This is a genomic window from Turicibacter sp. HGF1, assembly GCF_000191865.1.
GTDB lineage: Bacteria > Bacillota_I > Bacilli_A > MOL361 > Turicibacteraceae > Turicibacter > Turicibacter sanguinis.
This window is the reverse complement of record NZ_AEXQ01000115.1, coordinates 1-18,670: the sequence shown is the minus strand read 5'-3', so window position 1 is coordinate 18,670 and position 18,670 is coordinate 1. Positions and strand designations below refer to the sequence as shown.

The following is an 18,670-nucleotide window of genomic DNA, read 5'->3' as shown; positions in this document are numbered from 1 at the left end:
TTTTGGCGTAGAGTCTATTTTTTTATGTTTTCGTTCATGGTCAATAAGCCATTGTTTTCGATCAAGTCCCCCTACATAGCCTGTTAAAGATTGATTAGCACCAATGACTCGATGACAGGGGATAACAATTCCAATCTTATTCTTATTATTTGCATTTCCAACAGCACGACACGCTTTAGGGTTATTAATTGAATCTGCAACATCTTTGTAGCTTACCAAACTCCCATAAGGAATCTCTGATAAAGCATTCCAAACTGACTTTTGAAATTCAGTTCCCTCTAATACACAATCAAGCTCGAATTTCACTCGCTCACCTTTAAAATATTCATCAAGTTGAATCAAAGTTTTCTTAAGAATTTCAGGTTGCACTGTTGTCTCTTGAATCTTATCCACAAACCACAATTCACGTAAAAAATGCTCATCTGTTATTATTTCAATTAAGCCAATAGGTGACTCATAATAACCAATAAATTTACTCATACTTCATCAAAACCTCCTCATATCGTGAATGTTCATTCACTGTGTTTCGAGGATTTTAAATCCTTTATTAACATAAAAACTAGTTGATTTCACATTATCTTTATAAATGCAGAGGCTTAGACGATTTATAATTGAAATAAGTGATTAAAACATGGAAAATTAAGAAAATAATCATAGGAATAATTGCTAAAAAATTACGAAGTAGGATAGCTCCTAATATAAAATAGATAACAGGAACAATGGACATGGCTAATAAAATAGTTAATGTTTTACGCCCTAAAAATAATAATCCCCACAGGAGATAATAAAAAATTAAAAATAGAGCTATAATAGACACTAAACTCATAGAAATTACAGGCTGATTGATAGGCTCAAAGAAAATTAACAAACCAATAAAAATAAATTGGGCACCATGTTCAATCATATCAAGTGTTCTATGTGAATTAGGAGACGTTTCAGAACCGAATTTTTCTGAAAATATAAAATATAAAACATTAGGTAACATGGGTAGTAAAACAAGAAGAAATCCTGCCATAGAAAAATTAAATGATAGATTCATTTTTAACTCCTTTAGTTGTGGTTATTTAGAAAAGTATTTATCAATTTGATGCATCATAGATTCTTTATTTTCATTAAACTGTTTAAAACGGTGACCGTTAGCTCCTGAAGGGTGTGGAAATCCCTTTAGGATGTGCGATTCATTTATTAAACCTTCTTGTGCTAAATAAAGTAGAACTTCTTCAACACTTTTCCCAAGAGGAATAATTAAAACAGGATCGAGTTTATTTAATTCAGTTATAAAGTTATCTTTTACATAGGACATCAACATAGGCGATTTTAATAGATTAGGTGTATGACCTGTATAATTTTTTCCTTTTACAAATACAGAATAAGGGATAAGCGATATTGTATGAAGAAGATCATCATGCTCTTCAAACAGTTCAGAAGCGTTAGTTATCCCCAATTTATCAGTTAAGTTTAATTGATTAAGAAATTGAATTAAATTTTGACGTAGGCTCCCACTAAAACGACCTGCTTTTTTACAACGATATTGAATTTCATCAAGTGATAGATTTTCTTCAAAACAGCTTCTAGCTTCAGAGATAGCCCTTGACATCTGTTCAAATCCAGGTGTAATTCCTACAATAAAAATCTTTGCTTGAGGATTTAAATATTCATTATGAGGAGCATAATAGATTTCAACAGCCCCCTGTTGTTCAATTAAAAAATCAGGCGTTAACAACTCCTCTTTCGTATACTTCTTTTTTAGGGGTAAAACTTTAATTACATTAGTAAATTGTTTTAGGTTATATTTCATTACTAAATCTCCTTTTATTCTTTTTAAATACTTCCTTACATAAACTAGCAAAAGTAGGGGAGGGATTTTATGAATTTTAAAAATGTGTGGTTTACTTTATTGTGGCGTATCTTAATTATTATTAGTACAGCCTACGGAATTTACACGGGTGTATTTCTTATAAGTGGAGAAACAAATTTTAAAATTTTATTGTATTACACGATGCAAAGCAATTTATGGTGTTTGATTTTATATAGTTATATCGTAGTTAAAATGTTATATCAGCTAAGAAAACACCAATCAATTCAAAAAAAAATATGCTCATCTTGGCTTAAAGGTGGATTAACATCGGCAATTCTAGTCACCTTTTTATTATACCAATTTATCATTATTCCGTATTGTCTTGAACATGGATCGGTTCATCAAATGTTTTCACCATCAGATATTTCGGTACATTATCTGGCACCGTTTCTCGTTTTTATTGATTTCCTTTTATTTGATCCTAAAAAACAATATAGTTGGTACACCCCATTTCAGTGGCTTAGTATCCCCATCTTATATTTCCTCTTTGTTGTCACGTGTAGTTTTATTCACGTACCTGTTCCAGAGCCCGAGCATCCATTTTTATATTTCTTTTTAGATATAGGAGACATAGGCATCAAAGGATTTAGTTTAAATATGATAAAATTGACATTGCTCTTTCTATCAGCAGGATATTTTACTGTTTTCATAAATGATATTAAAATAGGTAAAAAGTAGCCCTTGCTAATTTAAATGCATGTGATATAATCATCTCAATATCTAAACAAAGGGGAAATCAAGATGTTAAAAAAATTTGCTGCAGATGCATTAGGAATTAGTGATATTGGGAAAATTATTAGTCCAAACGACTATGATAAAGTAATGGCAGATGACTTTATTATGCATGAAGATGATGAAAAAATCTTCTTCTTAATTAAATCAAAAACAGATGAATACTGTTTTACAAACTTAGCTTTAATTCATGTCGATGGTACATCAGCTGTTAGTAGTAAACGTCTAGTGAAACGATATGATTACTATAAACATACGATTAGCCATGTTATGATTGAAACAGCAGGAACAGTGGATTTAGATTGTGAATTAAAATTTGATATCGATAATCAAGAGTTCTCAATTGATGTTAATCGTAATCAATTAGAACAACTAAAAGATATTTATAAAGCTTTAATTAAAATTTCTCATATCATCGAAGAAAATCAGGTATTATTACAAAAATCAGAACAAACATTAAACTTTGCATCCGTTGCATGTGGTTCACAACGTCAAGAAACAGGTAATTTATTAGATCAATTTGTAAAGGTAAACGAATACGCATTTAATTGGATTAAACAATCACGTGAAGCCTACATTCAAAAAGACTTTACAGAAGTATTTGAAAAATATATTAATAACTAAGAAGAGGAATCCTCTTCTTTTTTCACATTGAAAGGAAGAAGGCAATGCAATTTAAACAGATCGAATTATCAGACTTAAATATACTAGTAAAAATGTATATCGAAACATTCAATGCAGGGCCTTGGAACGATGAGTGGACAGTTGAGACGGCATCCAGACGATTAACACAAATGATTAAATGTCCAGATTCATATGGATTATTAGCGTATGTGGATAATGTTCCTGCTGGAATGATTTTAGGAGCCGAAGAACAATACTATAATGGATTAATGTTTAACATTAAAGAATTCTGCATCAATAATCAGTTGCGAGGAAAAGGGCTTGGAACAAGCATCTATGAAGAATTCGAGAAACGATTGAAGGAAAAAGGAATCAGAGAAATTATCTTACTAACATCTCCTGGGCCTCAAACAGAAGGATTCTATCACAAAAGAGGATTTGAAACATCTAAAGGTATGATTATGATGGGAAAATTAATTGGATAAATAGAAAAAAGACTGAATCGAAATAATTTCGACTCAGTCTTTTTTAATTATGAGAAATGTTTCTTTAATTCCTTAATATCATCTGCTTCAATCCATTCCTCAGTATATCCACAATTTTCACATACATAACGATGTAAACGAGCCACAATTGATAATGTCACGTTAACCATAATATTATTTCCAGTTCCATGAATTAAAACCTTACTCGAGATAAAAATTAATGATTTAAATTCACACTTAGGACAGCATTTAGTCTCTCTCATTTTATAGCTGCTTCATATACTTTGCTATATTAGCTGAATGGTCAACAATTGGTTCGAAAATAGAATACTTACATGACATAATCGTCGTTACACCAGGGCCATGTCCTGCTTTTACACAATCACTGTGCACAATAATTCCAAGTGTCATAGCACCTTTTAAGTAACCGCGACCGTACGTTGTATCACAATCCTTTAATAACACAAGATCTCCAAAACGTAAATGATGAAGCCCTAGACGTCGTACCTCATCCAAATCTCCTGTCATAATATCATAATCCCCAGAATAAGCACTATTAGCTCCAATTCCAGACCCCATTAAATAGGGGGGAATAATCGCTGATACGGGAACTTGCAACTTACCGTTGACCTCTTGTATCTGTAATTTCTGTAATAAAATAGGATCAAGATTCATGACATGAACATCAGGATAGTCGAGTAATTTGAGCCCTTGGCCATATGCCTTAATTAAAATAGAATCATCAATGCAAAGGTCTTCTAATATATCCGCATCAAAATGAACTAAAGTATGCTCAATTCCACCGTGAGAACCCGTCACATAACCTAAACGTCCTTTTGCATCACCACTTACAACCTTAGCCACATTTCCAATGCAAGCAAACGTCATTAAAGCATCATTCTCTGAAGCATTCTCATTACGAATCGAAACACCTGGTTCAACATGATCACCTATCCACCCAAATGCAGGATCGCCAACAGAAACATTATAAGAAATCCCCCCTGTTGAAGGTAAAATCATCGGAACCCCTTCTTGAGTAATTCTATAATTGCCGCCTAGTGGATGATGAACTTTTCCTTGAACAGACCATTTCACAAGTCGACCTTCATTCGTTCTTAGCATCAGTATCTCCCCCTTAAGAATTAATGCATATCTACAAATTAACATAACACATTTACTAGCCTAATAGGGGAAGTACTACCCATCATAATTCGCCTAAAGTTCTAATTGTTTGATGAAATTAGGATAATTAAGAAGGATTATTTTTGAAATCCTTATTTTTCGACAAATGCATGAGTGAATATTTAAACAAGATGGTGTTAAATCCTTCATTTAATAAGGTTTTGTTAATAATCTAGTTAATGTGGCCTGTTCGAATTAAGTTTGAAACTCAAAATTTTTACTTTGAATATCAAAAAAATATTCACATTTTACAAATTTGTGTGTTATAATCCTTCACATAGTTTGAAATGCAAAATAATAACAGGTGGTGGAGAAATGGAAATTAAACCATTAAAAATTGGACCGTTTGAATTAGAGTTACCGATTGTACAAGGTGGAATGGGAATTGGTATTTCACGTTCTAACTTAGCGGCGGCTGTCTCAAATCACGGAGGGTTAGGCGTTTTATCGGGAGTTCAAATTGGACATGATGAACCTGATTTTGAAAATAATACAGTGCAAGCTAACTTGCGTGCAATGAAAAAACATATACAAAAGGCCAAAGAGGCAGCAAAAGGAAAAATGCTTGGATTAAACTTAATGGTTGCAATGGAGAATTACGAACAATATGCTAAAGCAGCTGTTGAGGCAGGAATTGATATTATTATATCGGGAGCAGGGTTACCTCTTGCACTTCCAGAATATACAAAAAATACAAAAACAATGTTTGCACCGATTATATCAAGTGCAAAAGCAGCAACTGTTTTATTAAAACACTATGATAGAAAACATCAAGTAGCACCAGACATGATTGTGATTGAGGGACCAGAAGCGGGTGGACACTTAGGATTCAAACCAGCCGATTTAGAAGAAGGAAATATCGATCTTGATCAAATTGTTAAAGAAGTCATTGAAGCTGTTAAACCATATGCAATGAAATATGAAAAACATATACCAATCATTGTAGGTGGAGGAATCTATGACGGAGCAGACATTGCTCATTATTTAAAACTTGGAGCAGATGGGGTTCAAATGGCAACACGTTTTATTGCAACTGAAGAGTGTGATGCTCACCCGAACTTTAAACAAGCTATAATTGATACTAAAGAAGACGATATCATCTTAGTGAAAAGTCCGGTTGGAATGCCAGGTCGTGCCATTCGTAATCCATTTAGTAAAAAATATGGTATCAAAAAAGAGAAAATAAAAAAATGTTACCGATGTGTTATCCCTTGTAATCCCGCAACAACTCAATACTGTATTAGCAAGGCACTTCTACATGCAGTAAGAGGAGAAGTTGAAGAGGCTTTACTATTCTGTGGGGCAAAAGCCTATAAAGTAAATGAATTGACAACTGTAGAACGTTTATTAAAAACTTTAAAGTCTGAAATAATCGCGACATCGTAATTGGAAACTATTGACAGAAAGGGTTCTGTCTTATATATTAAGCTATATATTTGAAGTTCAAAATATTTGATTAAAAAAATATTTGAATATCGGAGGAATTTTGTATGAATCAAAAACAAGAACGTGAAGTTCGAGATGTGACGAAAACAGATTATCTAAATCAAGTCTTACAATTAATGGAAAGATTTACTGAAAGTGAAATGACAGGACTCCAACTTGAGGTTGATGGATTAAAACTGAATCTTAAAAAAGAAGTGAAAGAAATCGTTCAAAATATTGCAAGTACACCAATGGTTCAGCCAGTCATCGAAGTTTCACCAGTCTCTCAAACTCAGGTAATGACAACAGCCCCAATTGAAACAACACTTCCAAAAGAACAAACAAACATTCAAGAGGTTAAAGCGCCACTTGTTGGGACATTCTACGGTTCGAATGCACCGGGAGCAAAAGCCTTTGTATCAGTTGGAGATCAGGTTAAAAAAGGACAGCCGCTTTGCATTATTGAAGCCATGAAGGTTATGAATGAAATTGAATCTCCATGTGATGGAATCATTAAAGAAATTAAAGTAACAAATGAAGAAGCGATTGGATATGATCAAGTTTTAATGCTAATCGAAGTTTAAGGCAAGATAAAGGGCAGAAAAAGTGAGGTGTCATGATGCTTAGAAAAATTTTAATTGCTAACCGTGGTGAAATTGCAGTTCGTATTATCCGTGCATGTAAAGAAATGGGAATTGAAACAGTTGCTATTTATTCAACGGCTGATAATCGCGGATTACATGTTGACTTAGCAGATGAGGCAATTTGTGTAGGTCCAACAAAAATTCAAGATAGCTATTTAAATATTAATAATATTTTGAGCGCTGCTATCTCAACGGGATGCGATGCGATTCATCCTGGTTTTGGATTTTTATCAGAAAATAGTACCTTTGCTTCATTAGTTGAGGAATTAGGACTAAAATTTATTGGTCCAAAAGGATCCATCATTGATAATATGGGAAATAAATCAAAAGCTCGTGAAATGATGATAGCTGCTAATGTACCTGTTGTCCCTGGAAGTGATGGGTTAATTGAATCTATTGAGCAAGGAAAACGGGTGGCAAAAGAAATTGGTTATCCAGTCTTAGTTAAAGCTTCTGCAGGTGGTGGTGGACGTGGAATGCGTGTTATCAACTCGGAAGATGAATTTGAAGATTTATTCCAAACGGCTAAACTTGAAGCAAAAATGTCATTTGGAGATGATTCGATGTATATGGAAAAATTCATTGAGAATCCAAGACATATTGAGTTTCAAATATTAGCTGATCAATTTGGGAACGTCGTGCACCTTTATGATCGAGATTGTTCAGTTCAAAGACGCAATCAAAAAGTCATCGAAGAAGCTCCATCTCCAGTATTAGATGAGCTAACACGTCAAAAAATGGGGGAAATAGCAGTTCTGGCGGCTAAAACGGTTGGATATGAAAATGCCGGAACAATTGAGTTTCTCCTAGATAAGCATCAAAATTTTTATTTTATTGAAATGAATACTCGAATTCAAGTTGAGCATCCAATCACGGAAATGATTACAGGCATCGATTTAATTAAAGAACAAATTAAAATTGCATCTAATTTACCTCTATCTTTCACACAAGAGGATATTAAAATTAATGGTCATGCTATGGAGTGTCGTATTAACGCTGAAAATCCATCTCTTAACTTCAAACCCTCTCCTGGAACAGTAGAAACATTCAATATTCCAAGTGGATTTGGTGTTCGAGTTGATACATCTGTTTATCAAGGCTACACGATTCCACCATTTTACGATTCAATGGTTGGAAAACTTATTGTTCATGGTGCTAATCGTTGTGAAGCTATCGCTAAAATGAAACGTTCACTTGAAGAGTTAGTAGTAGATGGAATTGATACAAATATAGATTTTCAATATGCCATTATGGAACATAAAAACTTTATAGATAACAAATATGATACAAGCTTTATTCAAAAACACATGCATGAATTGGAGGGATAGAGAATGGGTTTTTTCTTACAGCGTCAAAAAAAATCTAAACCAGTTGCTAAGAAACGAGATATAAATGATGGAATTTATACAAAGTGCGAAACCTGTAAAGAAGTTCTTCCAGTCAAACAACTTCATGCTAATTTACACGTCTGTCCCAAATGTGAATTTCATCATCGAATGTCAGCAATGACTCGAATTGAATCATTAGTAGATGAAGGGACTTTTAAAGAATTAAATCAAAAACTGATTTCTAAAAATCCATTATCATTTCCTGGATATGAAAAGAAAATCAATAATTTAATGGAAGAAAATCAAATAAATGAAGCTGTTGTTACAGGAATTGCAAAACTGGATGGACAAACGGTTGCTATCGGTGTCATGGATAGCTACTTTATGATGGCAAGTATGGGATCAGTTGTCGGGGAGAAGGTTACAAGGTTAATCGAGACTGCAACATCAAAAAAACTGCCATTAGTATTAGTCTGCGCTTCAGGTGGAGCGAGAATGCAAGAAGGAATGTATTCATTAATGCAGATGGCTAAAACATCAGCAGCCATCGCTAAACATAACGAAGCAGGATTACTTTATATCAGTGTATTAACCCAACCAACAATGGGAGGCGTTACAGCTTCTTTTGCAACGCTCGGTGATATTATATTAGCCGAAAAAGGGGCAGCTATTGGATTTGCAGGACGTCGAGTTGTTGAGCAAACCATTAAACAATCATTACCTGAACATTTTCAAACAGCAGAATTTTTACAAGAAAAAGGACTTGTGGATAAAGTCGTTAATCGAAAAGAGTTAAAACAAACACTGTCAACTATCATTAAATGGCACGAAGGGAGCGAAAATTGATGTCAATTCTAGATTTTGAAAAAAAAGTAGCTGAAATTGAATCACGTCTAAGTGAAATTTCAACTGACAATCAAGCGGAAGTCAAAGAATTACAACAACAACTGCATCTTTATAAAAATCGTGCTTACAACAATTTAACGGCATGGGATCACGTCGTTCTTGCCAGACATCCAAAACGTCCTAAGGTTCGTGACTACATCAACTATATATTTGATGATTTCATTGAGTTTCATGGTGATCGTTTATATGGAGATGACGCAGCCATTATTGGGGGGATTGCTAAAATCGGACCTCATGTGGTGACCGTTATTGGACATCAAAAAGGTAATACAACAGCCGAAAATATCGAATGTAACTTTGGAATGCCTCATCCAGAAGGATACCGTAAAGCGTTACGTTTAATGAAGCAAGCTGAAAAATTCAATCGCCCTATTATAACCTTTATAGATACACCGGGAGCTTATCCAGGACCCGAAGCTGAAGAACGTGGCCAAGGACATGCGATTGCTGAGTGTCTAAGAGATATGTCTAACTTAAAAACTTCAACCCTTTCTATTGTGATTGGTGAAGGAGGAAGTGGTGGAGCTTTAGCACTAGGGGTGAGTGATCAAATATGGATGCTTCAATATGCAATTTATTCAATCTTATCCCCAGAGGGATTCGCTTCAATTCTTTATAAAGATGGAAGTAAAGCGAAAGAAGCAGCTGAAGTGATGAAACTAACAGCACAAGACTACTTATCGATGGGAATTATTGACCACATCATCAAAGAGCCAATCGGAGGAGCCCATCAATTTCCACAATACGTGTTCGACCACTTAAGAGACGACTTAAATAATTATCTAGAACAAACTAAAAAATTATCAATTAAACAAATCCAAGCGAAACGGTATAAAAAATACCGCTCGATCGGAGAGTTTGACATCATAAAATAACGAGAAAGTTGAGGTGAATTTCTTGGGAATCAAAGTTCTTGGGAGTGGGGCCTACGTCCCGACATCTATTTTAAGTAATAAACAATTAGAATCCATCGTAGAAACAAGTGATGAGTGGATCAAGGCGCGTACAGGTATCAAAAATCGCCATATCGCTACAACAGAAAATACCGTTGAATTAGCCTATCAATCTGCAAAACAGGCCATTGAACATGCCAATATTGATCCAACTGAAATAGGTTTGATTATTGTCGCAACCTTTACACCAGAACAATTAACACCATCTACTGCTTGTCTAGTTCAAGCAAAGCTTGGGTTAAATGATGTAAAAATGATCGCGTTTGATTTGAATGCTGCATGTAGTGGATTTGTTTACGCAATGAGTGTAGCCAATCAATTCCTTAAAAGTGGTGCTATCAAAAAAGCACTTATCATAGGAGCGGAGGTCCTCTCTAAAATTATGGATTGGGATGACCGAAATACATGTGTTTTATTTGGAGATGGAGCGGGAGCAGTCGTAGTTGAATATGACCAAGACACAACCGAGAGCTTCTATCTCAACTCAAGTGGAGATGAACGTGGAGTCTTAACCACAACACCAATTGCTGTAGTAAATCCACTAACAGATAACCAAGCAGAACCTATTCATTTCCAAATGAATGGACAAGAAGTCTTCAAATTTGCGATACATGCTATTAAAGAAACAATTATGGAGCTATTAGAACAAGCAAACTTAACAATCGATGAAATCAATCTCATCATTCCCCATCAAGCCAATAAACGTATCATTGATAAAGTTGTTAAAGATTTAAAAGTTCCGAGCGAAAAATTCTTTTTAAACTTAGATAACTATGGAAATACATCAGCCGCTAGTATACCGATTGCCTTAAAAGAAGCAATAGATACTAGGCACATCAAATCAGGGGATAAAATAATGCTCATCGGATTCGGTGGCGGTAAAACATGGGGTGGATGTATGATCTCCCTGTAGATAAAAAACAAAAGGAGGATAAAAAGATGTCTTTGACAACTTTATTAAATATAAAATACCCAATTATTCAAGGTGGAATGGCTAACATCTCATCAGCAGAACTAGTAGCAGCTGTTTCAAATGCTGGAGGACTTGGAATCATTGGTTCAGGTGGTTGGGATGCCCCACGCCTAAGAGAAGAAATTCGTAAATGCAAACAACTAACAGACAAACCTTTTGGTGTCAATTTAATGCTTATGAATCCGCACTGTGACCAACTATCAGAAGTTATTATTGAAGAAGGGGTTAAAGTAGTGACAACAGGAGCAGGAAGTCCAGGTCCATACATTGAAAAATGGAAAGCTGCCAAGATCAAAATTATTCCAGTTGTTGCCTCAGTTGCTTTGGCAAAACGTATGGCACGTTTAGGAGTAGATGCCATTATTGCCGAAGGAACGGAATCCGGTGGCCATGTTGGGGAGTTAACGACTATGTCATTAGTTCCACAAGTTGTCGATGCTGTGGATATCCCAGTTATTGCAGCGGGAGGAATTGCGGATGGTCGTGGATTTATGGCGGCTATGGCTCTTGGAGCAAGTGGCGTTCAAATTGGAACTCGCTTCTTAACCGCTAAAGAATGCCCAGTACATGAAAACTATAAACTAGCGCTAATCAAAGCAAAAGATACAGACACAGTCGTAACAGGACGAAGTGTTGGTGTTCCAGTTCGTTGTTTAAAAAATCCGATGACGCGTGAATACATCGCTCTTGAGAAAAAAGGAGTATCAGCCGAAGAATTAGAGTATTTAACACTCGGTTCACTTCGTAAAGCCGTTCTAGAAGGAGACACAAAATCAGGATCTGTCATGGCGGGACAAGTAGCAGGAATGCTTTCTAAAGTCCAATCCGTATCAGAAATTATAGAAGATATTACAAATCACGCATCAGAAGTTTTTAAAAATTTGGAGGTCATGTAATATGGGGAAAGTTGCATTCTTATTCTCAGGACAAGGAGCACAATATGTCGGAATGGGGAAATCACTTTATGAACAAAACCCAACCGCACGTCAGTTATTCAATCAAGCCAATGACTTATTATCATTTGATTTAAAAGAATTATGTTTTGAAGATTCACAAAATTTAATTAATCAAACAGCTTATACACAACCAGCCATTTTTACAATTTCTCAAATGGCATTAGCTACTTTAAAAGAAGCAGGAATCAAACCAGATGTTGTAGCGGGATTTAGTCTAGGTGAGTACAGTGCGTTATGTGCAGCAGATGTTTTCTCGTTTACTGAAGGAGTGGAACTTGTTGCTAAAAGAGGAGAACTTATGGGAGTAGCATCAGGTGATGGAAAAATGGCCGCCCTACTTGGATTAGATGTTGAAAAGGCAACAGCTTTATGTAGCGAAGCTTCTTCAAAGGGAGTAGTGGAGTTGGCCAATTTAAACTGCCCAGGACAAATCGTGATTGGTGGAGAGGCCGAAGCTGTTAATTATGCTTGTGAATTAGCAAAAGGATACGGGGCAAAACGTGCCTTAATCTTGCCAGTTAGTGGACCTTTCCATACCTCTTTATTAAAAGAAACAGCCCAAAATTTTGGACAACTATTAAAAATGAAAAACTTAAATCAACCTAAACTTCCAATCGTTTTAAACGTGCTAGGAGATTTCTATCATCACGATTTATCACTAATTGACTTAATGATAAAACAAATGGCGACAAGTGTGAAATGGGAAGCAAGTATCAAAAAAATGATTGAAGATGGAGTAGATACCTTCATTGAGATTGGACCAGGTAAAACATTGAGTGGATTTGTTAAAAAAATAGATCGTAGCGTTAAAATTTTAAATGTAGAAGATGTGGCGTCATTAGAAGCAACTATTAAGGCGCTTCAAAATTAAATAAGTTCCTATTAAGTTTCTACAGAAATTTTATAGTTTGAATCAATAATGAAGCATTTTAATGACCAAGATTCATTTTTTTAGATATGGTATTAATCGTTTTGAATACAGGAGGGAATTTTATGAACTTATCAGGTAAAGTCGCATTAGTGACAGGAGGCTCTCGAGGAATTGGAGCAGCTATCGTCTTAAAATTAGCTTCACTTGGTTGTGACATTGCACTTAATTATTGCGGAAGTAAAGAACGTGCCGAAGCCATTGCTAAACAAGCTGAAAGCTTAGGTGTAAAAGCAAGCGTTTATCAAGCAAATGTTGCAAATTATGAAGAAGTTGAAAGCATGACGAAAGCTATTATAAAAGATTTTGGACATTTAGATATCGTGATCAATAATGCAGGAATTACATCAGATAATCTTATGATGCGTATGGATGAAGATTCATTTGATTCTGTTATCGATGTGAACCTAAAAGGAACATGGAATGTTTGTAAATCGATTACGCGTCCTATTTTAAAACAACGCAGTGGAGTAATTATCAACTTATCGTCAGTCGTTGGGATTAACGGAAATGTTGGACAGGCAAACTACGCTGCATCAAAAGCTGGGGTAATTGGGTTAACAAAATCATTAGCAAAAGAATATGCCTCAAGAAATGTTCGAGTTAACGCTGTTGCTCCAGGATATATCAAATCAGATATGACCGCAAAATTATCAAGTGATATTACAGATAAAGTATTAGAAAATATTCCACTTGGAAGCCTGGGTGAAGTAGAAGATATTGCAAATGCAGTTGCTTTTCTAGTTAGTGATCAGGCTCGTTATATCACAGGACAAGTATTAGTCGTAGATGGTGGAATGGCAATTTAATGAAGGATGGTGCAAATTATGAGTAAACGTAGAGTTGTAGTAACTGGACTTGGGACAGTTTGTCCTGTTGGAAACAATGTTGAAACAATGTGGAAAAACATTCAAGACGGAGTTTGCGGAATCGATGAAATCACTCACTTTGATGCATCAGATTTCAAAGTTAAATTAGCAGCAGAAATTAAAGACTTAAACGTTGAAGAGTATATTAATAAAAAAGAAGCAAAGCGTTTAGATCGCTTTAGCCAATTAGCGATGATTGCTTCAAAACAAGCATTTGAAGATTCAAACCTTCAAACAGAAGAACTTGATGCTCATCGTTTCGGAGTTATTTTAAGTTCAGGAATTGGCGGACTTCAAACGATTGAAGAGGAAAAGGAAAAAGGAATGAAAAAAGGATACGAACGTGTCTCACCATTCTTCATTCCAATGGCTATAGGAAACTTAGCAGCAGGTAATGTTGCCATTATGTTAGGTGCTAAAGGAGCATGTCTTGACATTGTGACAGCTTGTGCAGCGGGAACTAATTCAATTGGAGAAGCCTTCAAATATATCCGTGATGGTTATGCAGATATCATGTTAACTGGAGGAGCAGAAGCCTCAATTACACCACTTGGAATTGGTGGATTCTCTTCAATGAAGGCTTTAACGACATCAGATGATAAAAATCGTGCTTCAATTCCATTCGATGCACAGCGTAATGGATTCGTTATGGGAGAAGGAGCAGGTGTTTTAATTTTAGAAGAATACGAACATGCCAAAAAACGTGGAGCTAAAATCTACGCTGAAATGATCGGATATGGTGTAAGCTGTGATGCTTTCCACATGACAGCCCCAGATTCGGAAGCTAATGGTGCTGCTGCTTGTTTTGAAATGGCACTTAAAGATGCTTCACTTGAACCAAATCAAATTGATTACATTAACGCCCACGGAACATCGACACCACTGAATGACAAACTAGAGACACTTGGTATCAAAAAAGTCTTTGGTAAAGAAACAAAATTAATGGTTAGCTCAACTAAAGGAAATACAGGTCACTTACTTGGAGCAGCAGGTGGAGTAGAAGCTATCATCACAGTTAAAGCTTTACAAGATGGATTTGTTCCTGCAACAATTAACTATTCACAACCTGATCCAGAATGTGATTTAGATATCGTTCCTAATGTTGGACGTCATCAAAATATTAAATATGCCATGTCAAATTCATTAGGATTTGGTGGTCATAACGCATGTATCGTCTTTAAAAAATACGAATAACTCTTTCTATATTATATATACATAAAAAAAGAAGGTGAAAGCATGGTCTTAAATAGTAATCAAATTCAAGAAATTATCCCGCACCGCTATCCATTTTTATTAGTAGATCGAATTGATGAATTAGAACCAGGAAAAAGAGCCCTTGGAGTCAAATGTGTTTCAGCAAACGAAATGCAATTTATGGGACACTTTCCACAACAACACGTCATGCCTGGCGTCCTAATCATTGAAGCCTTAGCGCAAGTAGGAGCTGTTGCCATTTTAAGTCTTGAAGATAATAAAGGTAAAATTGCTTACTTTGCTGGTATCAAATCAGCAAAATTTCGTCAAAAAGTCATTCCAGGTGATATCTTAACTCTTGAAACAGAACTAACAAAAATAAAGGGAAGTGTTGGAGTTGGTAAAGCCATCGCTAAACTTGGAGATAAAGTAGCCGTCGAAGCAGAATTAATGTTCGCCATCGGATAAAAAGAAAAGGTTGTAGAAAAAATGTATTTTCTATAACCTTTTTTGTTACAACACAGAATAAATTGCTATAATAAGTTATCATAATCAAAGTAGGTGTCAAAAACATGCCATTACTCATAGCAATTCTTTTCATCGGCCTATTTACATGGCTAATCTATACAAAAAAAGATATCTTCTCTAACAAAAAGAAATTCTTACAAATTGAACTTGGCATCATATTACTAGCTACATTAATCATTCTAATCATTTCAGGAATTGGAATAACCATGGGATTTTTATTACTATGGGTTGCTATTGCCTTTTTAAGCTATTATATTTACCAAAACCACCATCAAAAAGTAGGATTTATCGGTGTTAGCTTCTGTGCCTTCTTCAACATTGTTTTCCTATATCTCCAATTTTGGATATATGGGACACAATATTAATAAAAAAGACTATCTAATGGACCTTAGATAGTCTTTTTTTGATTGTATAATAATAGAAAAAGAGGAGGAATAAAAAATGGAAAAAACAAATTATCATACTCATACACCAAGATGCCTGCATGCGGGAGGGACAGAAACTGAATACATCGAAGCAGCTATCGAAAATAACATGACCATTCTAGGATTCTCAGACCATGCTCCGTATCCAGATAACAGATTTGGATTACGAATGCAGTATGAGGAACTCGATGATTATTTACAAACTATCAAAAATTTTAAAAAACAATATAAAAACCAAATTGAAATTCGTGTTGGCCTTGAAATTGAATATGATTCCGAAAAAAAAGCATACTATGAACAGTTACTTAATGAAAAAGGTGTCGAATACTTAGTGCTAGGACAACACGTCTACGTCTCACCAAACAAAGAATACATCAACATCTATAGTCTAAACAACACAGAGCAATATATTGAATACGCTCAAACCATCAAAGAAGCAGTTCAAACTGGATATTTCGCTTTTATCGCACATCCGGATGTCATTTTTATAAATGATCTTGCTTGGGATCAAAACTGTGAACTTGCGTCAGACATCATCATAGAAGCTGCAATTAAAACAAAAACCCCATTAGAATTTAATGCCAATGGACTAAGACGAGGAATTCAAGCATTTTGTGATGAAGAAAGATACCCATATCCGCATCCAAAATTCTGGTCAAAAGTTGCAAAAACAAACATTTCCGTTCTAATTAACGCAGATGCACACCATCCAAGTAATATTTACGATGACAAAATGGAACTAGCTTATAAATTAGTAGACGAATGGGGACTAAACATCATAACTGATTACATATAATCAGAGTCATTAGTATTCCCACCTTCATTAAGTTATATTAATACAATTATAAAACTAGGTAGAAGTGGGTGGACCCGATGAAACGTCAAATCATAGTAAGTTTCATGGCAATACTGGTATGTATGTTAAGTTCTATAAATGTATCAGCTGAAGCTAACGAACAAAATGAACAAGAAATCAGACAAAAACTTTATAAAGACTACGAGCAGGCATCAGGTGTCCCTTGGTATCAAATAGCCGCCGTTGATCAATACGAGCGCAATACCTATAAATTCCGTGAAGAATGTACATTTAAGTACGATACCATCTCAATTTGTTTTCCAAATGAAATATGGTCAGGCCCTGAAAATCCAATTTATTATGATAATAATAGTTTGACTATTAATCTTTTTGGAGGTATTGGTAAAGATGGAGATGGAGATGGGATAGCAGATATTAATAATGAAGAAGACGTAATGTATACAATGGTCGAGTATTTACGTTCATATAATGATTTTGAAGCCGCCATTTCATCTTATTATCAAAAGGAACAAACTCTAACGATTATAAAAGAAATTGCGATGCTATTTGAACATTTTGATACAATTACATTAGATAAACGATCGTTACCAGTATCACGCCATTATAGTTATAGTTTTAGTGATAACTATGGTACAGCACGAAGTTGGGGTGGGGCTAGATCACATGAAGGAATAGATATTTTTGCTGGATACTCAACACCAGTATTATCCACAGCTTACGGAGTCATTGAAATAATGGGATGGAATGATTTTGGTGGATATCGAATTGGTATAAGAGATATTTATAATACATATCAATACTATGCACATCTTCAAGGATTTGAAGGAAATATTAAAGAAGGTGACATAGTCGAACCGGGACAAGTGATAGGATATGTTGGTAGTACAGGATATGGGAAAGAAGGAACAAGCGGTAAATTCCCACCACATTTACATTTTGGTTTGTACAAGTATGATGGAAAATGTGAATGGGCATTTAACCCATACCCACATCTAAAACGATGGGAAAAACAGAAATAAGAAAAAAGGTCAAATAATAGTTATTTGACCTTTTTTAAAAAATTAAAAAAACTATTCAAAAAGTGTTGACGATAATTTATATACATGTTATTATATAAAAGTCGTCAGGACAGAAAACAAAATGGAGCAGTACTCAAGTGGCTGAAGAGGTGCCCCTGCTAAGGGTATAGGTCGGGCAACCGGCGCGAGGGTTCAAATCCCTCCTGCTCCGCCATTTAAAAAATGGCCCGTTGGTGAAGCGGTTTAACACACATGCCTTTCACGCATGCATACACGGGTTCGAATCCCGTACGGGTCACCATTTAAATTGAATAAGAAGGTCCAGTGGTGTAGCGGTTAACATGCCTGCCTGTCACGCAGGAGATCGCGGGTTCGATTCCCGTCTGGACCGCCATTTAGAAACGGGAAGTGGCTCAGCTTGGTAGAGCACCTGGTTTGGGACCAGGGGGTCGCAGGTTCGAATCCTGTCTTCCCGACCATAATAAGCGGGTGTAGTTTAATGGTAGAACTTCAGCCTTCCAAGCTGACTGTGAGAGTTCGATTCTCTTCACCCGCTCCATTAATTTCATTGTGATGTGCCATGAAAAAACCGTATATGCGGTCGTGGCGGAATGGTAGACGCGCCAGCTTGAGGGGCTGGTAGGAGCAATCCTGTGGAGGTTCGAGTCCTCTCGGCCGCACCATGATGAATATCAAGATGAATCAATGAAATGCTCGCAAATTAGCTTAGAAAAATACAACAAAGAATATGCGCCCATAGCTCAATTGGATAGAGCGTTTGACTACGGATCAAAAGGTTAGGGGTTCGACTCCTCTTGGGCGCG

22 protein-coding genes and 7 tRNA genes are annotated in these 18,670 nt (G+C 35.6%); 24 read left to right on the top strand and 5 right to left on the bottom strand.

Features of this window, described 5'->3' with window-relative positions:
* From HMPREF9402_RS11500 to HMPREF9402_RS11490, 3 genes are all read right to left on the bottom strand, one after another.
* Window positions 1–480 (bottom strand): methylated-DNA--[protein]-cysteine S-methyltransferase (locus HMPREF9402_RS11500; protein WP_009607426.1); only part of this gene is annotated, 480 nt, incomplete at its 3' end.
* Window positions 481–580: 100 nt separating this feature from the next.
* Window positions 581–1,039: a hypothetical protein gene (locus HMPREF9402_RS11495; protein WP_009607419.1), complete on the bottom strand. Its 459-nt coding sequence runs from the start codon at window positions 1,037–1,039 to the stop codon at window positions 581–583.
* A 21-nt stretch (window positions 1,040–1,060) separates the two neighbouring features.
* Window positions 1,061–1,798 carry a uracil-DNA glycosylase family protein gene (locus tag HMPREF9402_RS11490; protein WP_006785674.1) on the bottom strand — a complete coding sequence of 246 codons (738 nt, stop codon included), beginning with the start codon at window positions 1,796–1,798 and terminating at the stop codon, window positions 1,061–1,063.
* Window positions 1,799–1,867: 69 nt separating this feature from the next.
* Here HMPREF9402_RS11490 and HMPREF9402_RS11485 point away from each other — a divergent pair, with 69 nt between their 5' ends.
* From HMPREF9402_RS11485 to HMPREF9402_RS11475, 3 genes are all read left to right on the top strand, one after another.
* Window positions 1,868–2,536, top strand: a complete 669-nt coding sequence (locus tag HMPREF9402_RS11485; protein ID WP_009607422.1) for a Pr6Pr family membrane protein — start codon at window positions 1,868–1,870, stop codon at window positions 2,534–2,536.
* A gap of 63 nt (window positions 2,537–2,599) precedes the next feature.
* Entirely contained in the window at window positions 2,600–3,214 is a 615-nt protein-coding gene (locus HMPREF9402_RS11480) for a PH domain-containing protein (protein ID WP_006783656.1), read from the top strand.
* 44 nt (window positions 3,215–3,258) lie between these two features.
* Complete coding sequence (locus HMPREF9402_RS11475; protein ID WP_009607427.1) at window positions 3,259–3,699, top strand: GNAT family N-acetyltransferase; 441 nt, start codon at window positions 3,259–3,261, stop codon at window positions 3,697–3,699.
* 47 nt (window positions 3,700–3,746) lie between these two features.
* On the opposite strand, the gene HMPREF9402_RS11470 is transcribed toward HMPREF9402_RS11475, so the two are convergent.
* On the bottom strand, window positions 3,747–3,962 hold the full coding sequence (locus tag HMPREF9402_RS11470; protein ID WP_009607421.1) for a hypothetical protein: 216 nt from the start codon (window positions 3,960–3,962) through the stop codon (window positions 3,747–3,749).
* A 1-nt stretch (window position 3,963) separates the two neighbouring features.
* Complete coding sequence (locus tag HMPREF9402_RS11465; protein WP_006783659.1) at window positions 3,964–4,821, bottom strand: DUF4438 domain-containing protein; 858 nt, start codon at window positions 4,819–4,821, stop codon at window positions 3,964–3,966.
* Between the two features lie 375 nt (window positions 4,822–5,196).
* Between HMPREF9402_RS11465 and HMPREF9402_RS11460 the strand changes: the two genes are divergently transcribed.
* From HMPREF9402_RS11460 to HMPREF9402_RS11360, 21 genes are all read left to right on the top strand, one after another.
* The gene (locus HMPREF9402_RS11460; RefSeq protein WP_009607420.1) at window positions 5,197–6,267 is read left to right on the top strand and encodes an NAD(P)H-dependent flavin oxidoreductase; all 1,071 of its coding nucleotides are present in this window, start codon (window positions 5,197–5,199) and stop codon (window positions 6,265–6,267) included.
* 104 nt (window positions 6,268–6,371) lie between these two features.
* Window positions 6,372–6,890 carry an acetyl-CoA carboxylase biotin carboxyl carrier protein gene (accB, locus tag HMPREF9402_RS11455; RefSeq protein ID WP_006783661.1) on the top strand — a complete coding sequence of 173 codons (519 nt, stop codon included), beginning with the start codon at window positions 6,372–6,374 and terminating at the stop codon, window positions 6,888–6,890.
* A 35-nt stretch (window positions 6,891–6,925) separates the two neighbouring features.
* A complete protein-coding gene (locus HMPREF9402_RS11450) occupies window positions 6,926–8,278 on the top strand; it encodes an acetyl-CoA carboxylase biotin carboxylase subunit (protein ID WP_009607424.1) in 1,353 nt (450 codons plus the stop codon).
* 3 nt (window positions 8,279–8,281) lie between these two features.
* Entirely contained in the window at window positions 8,282–9,124 is an 843-nt protein-coding gene (gene accD, locus HMPREF9402_RS11445; RefSeq protein ID WP_006783663.1) for an acetyl-CoA carboxylase, carboxyltransferase subunit beta, read from the top strand.
* On the top strand, window positions 9,124–10,059 hold the full coding sequence (locus HMPREF9402_RS11440) for an acetyl-CoA carboxylase carboxyltransferase subunit alpha (RefSeq protein WP_006783664.1): 936 nt from the start codon (window positions 9,124–9,126) through the stop codon (window positions 10,057–10,059). Before accD ends, HMPREF9402_RS11440 begins: the two co-directional genes overlap by 1 nt.
* A 22-nt stretch (window positions 10,060–10,081) precedes the next feature.
* Window positions 10,082–11,050: a beta-ketoacyl-ACP synthase III gene (locus HMPREF9402_RS11435; protein ID WP_006783665.1), complete on the top strand. Its 969-nt coding sequence runs from the start codon at window positions 10,082–10,084 to the stop codon at window positions 11,048–11,050.
* Window positions 11,051–11,076: 26 nt separating this feature from the next.
* Window positions 11,077–12,006 carry an enoyl-[acyl-carrier-protein] reductase FabK gene (gene fabK / locus HMPREF9402_RS11430; protein ID WP_006783666.1) on the top strand — a complete coding sequence of 310 codons (930 nt, stop codon included), beginning with the start codon at window positions 11,077–11,079 and terminating at the stop codon, window positions 12,004–12,006.
* Between the two features lies 1 nt (window position 12,007).
* Window positions 12,008–12,937, top strand: a complete 930-nt coding sequence (gene fabD, locus HMPREF9402_RS11425; RefSeq protein ID WP_009607418.1) for an ACP S-malonyltransferase — start codon at window positions 12,008–12,010, stop codon at window positions 12,935–12,937.
* Between the two features lie 122 nt (window positions 12,938–13,059).
* The gene (gene fabG / locus HMPREF9402_RS11420; protein WP_006783668.1) at window positions 13,060–13,803 is read left to right on the top strand and encodes a 3-oxoacyl-[acyl-carrier-protein] reductase; all 744 of its coding nucleotides are present in this window, start codon (window positions 13,060–13,062) and stop codon (window positions 13,801–13,803) included.
* Between the two features lie 18 nt (window positions 13,804–13,821).
* Entirely contained in the window at window positions 13,822–15,057 is a 1,236-nt protein-coding gene (gene fabF, locus HMPREF9402_RS11415) for a beta-ketoacyl-ACP synthase II (protein WP_006783669.1), read from the top strand.
* Between the two features lie 42 nt (window positions 15,058–15,099).
* Window positions 15,100–15,525, top strand: a complete 426-nt coding sequence (fabZ, locus tag HMPREF9402_RS11410; protein WP_006783670.1) for a 3-hydroxyacyl-ACP dehydratase FabZ — start codon at window positions 15,100–15,102, stop codon at window positions 15,523–15,525.
* Between the two features lie 104 nt (window positions 15,526–15,629).
* Window positions 15,630–15,950 (top strand): hypothetical protein, encoded by a 321-nt coding sequence (locus HMPREF9402_RS11405; RefSeq protein WP_006783671.1) that lies wholly within the window; start codon window positions 15,630–15,632, stop codon window positions 15,948–15,950.
* 76 nt (window positions 15,951–16,026) lie between these two features.
* Window positions 16,027–16,806 carry a histidinol-phosphatase gene (locus HMPREF9402_RS11400; protein ID WP_009607425.1) on the top strand — a complete coding sequence of 260 codons (780 nt, stop codon included), beginning with the start codon at window positions 16,027–16,029 and terminating at the stop codon, window positions 16,804–16,806.
* Window positions 16,807–16,883: 77 nt separating this feature from the next.
* Window positions 16,884–17,846: a M23 family metallopeptidase gene (locus tag HMPREF9402_RS11395; RefSeq protein WP_009607423.1), complete on the top strand. Its 963-nt coding sequence runs from the start codon at window positions 16,884–16,886 to the stop codon at window positions 17,844–17,846.
* Between the two features lie 123 nt (window positions 17,847–17,969).
* A tRNA-Ser gene (locus HMPREF9402_RS11390) sits at window positions 17,970–18,060 on the top strand.
* 10 nt (window positions 18,061–18,070) lie between these two features.
* A tRNA-Glu gene (locus HMPREF9402_RS11385) sits at window positions 18,071–18,147 on the top strand.
* 17 nt (window positions 18,148–18,164) lie between these two features.
* Window positions 18,165–18,240, top strand: a tRNA-Asp gene (locus HMPREF9402_RS11380).
* 8 nt (window positions 18,241–18,248) lie between these two features.
* Window positions 18,249–18,325: transfer RNA gene (locus tag HMPREF9402_RS11375), tRNA-Pro, on the top strand.
* Between the two features lie 6 nt (window positions 18,326–18,331).
* Window positions 18,332–18,405: transfer RNA gene (locus HMPREF9402_RS11370), tRNA-Gly, on the top strand.
* A 38-nt stretch (window positions 18,406–18,443) separates the two neighbouring features.
* Window positions 18,444–18,529, top strand: a tRNA-Leu gene (locus HMPREF9402_RS11365).
* A gap of 67 nt (window positions 18,530–18,596) precedes the next feature.
* A tRNA-Arg gene (locus HMPREF9402_RS11360) sits at window positions 18,597–18,670 on the top strand.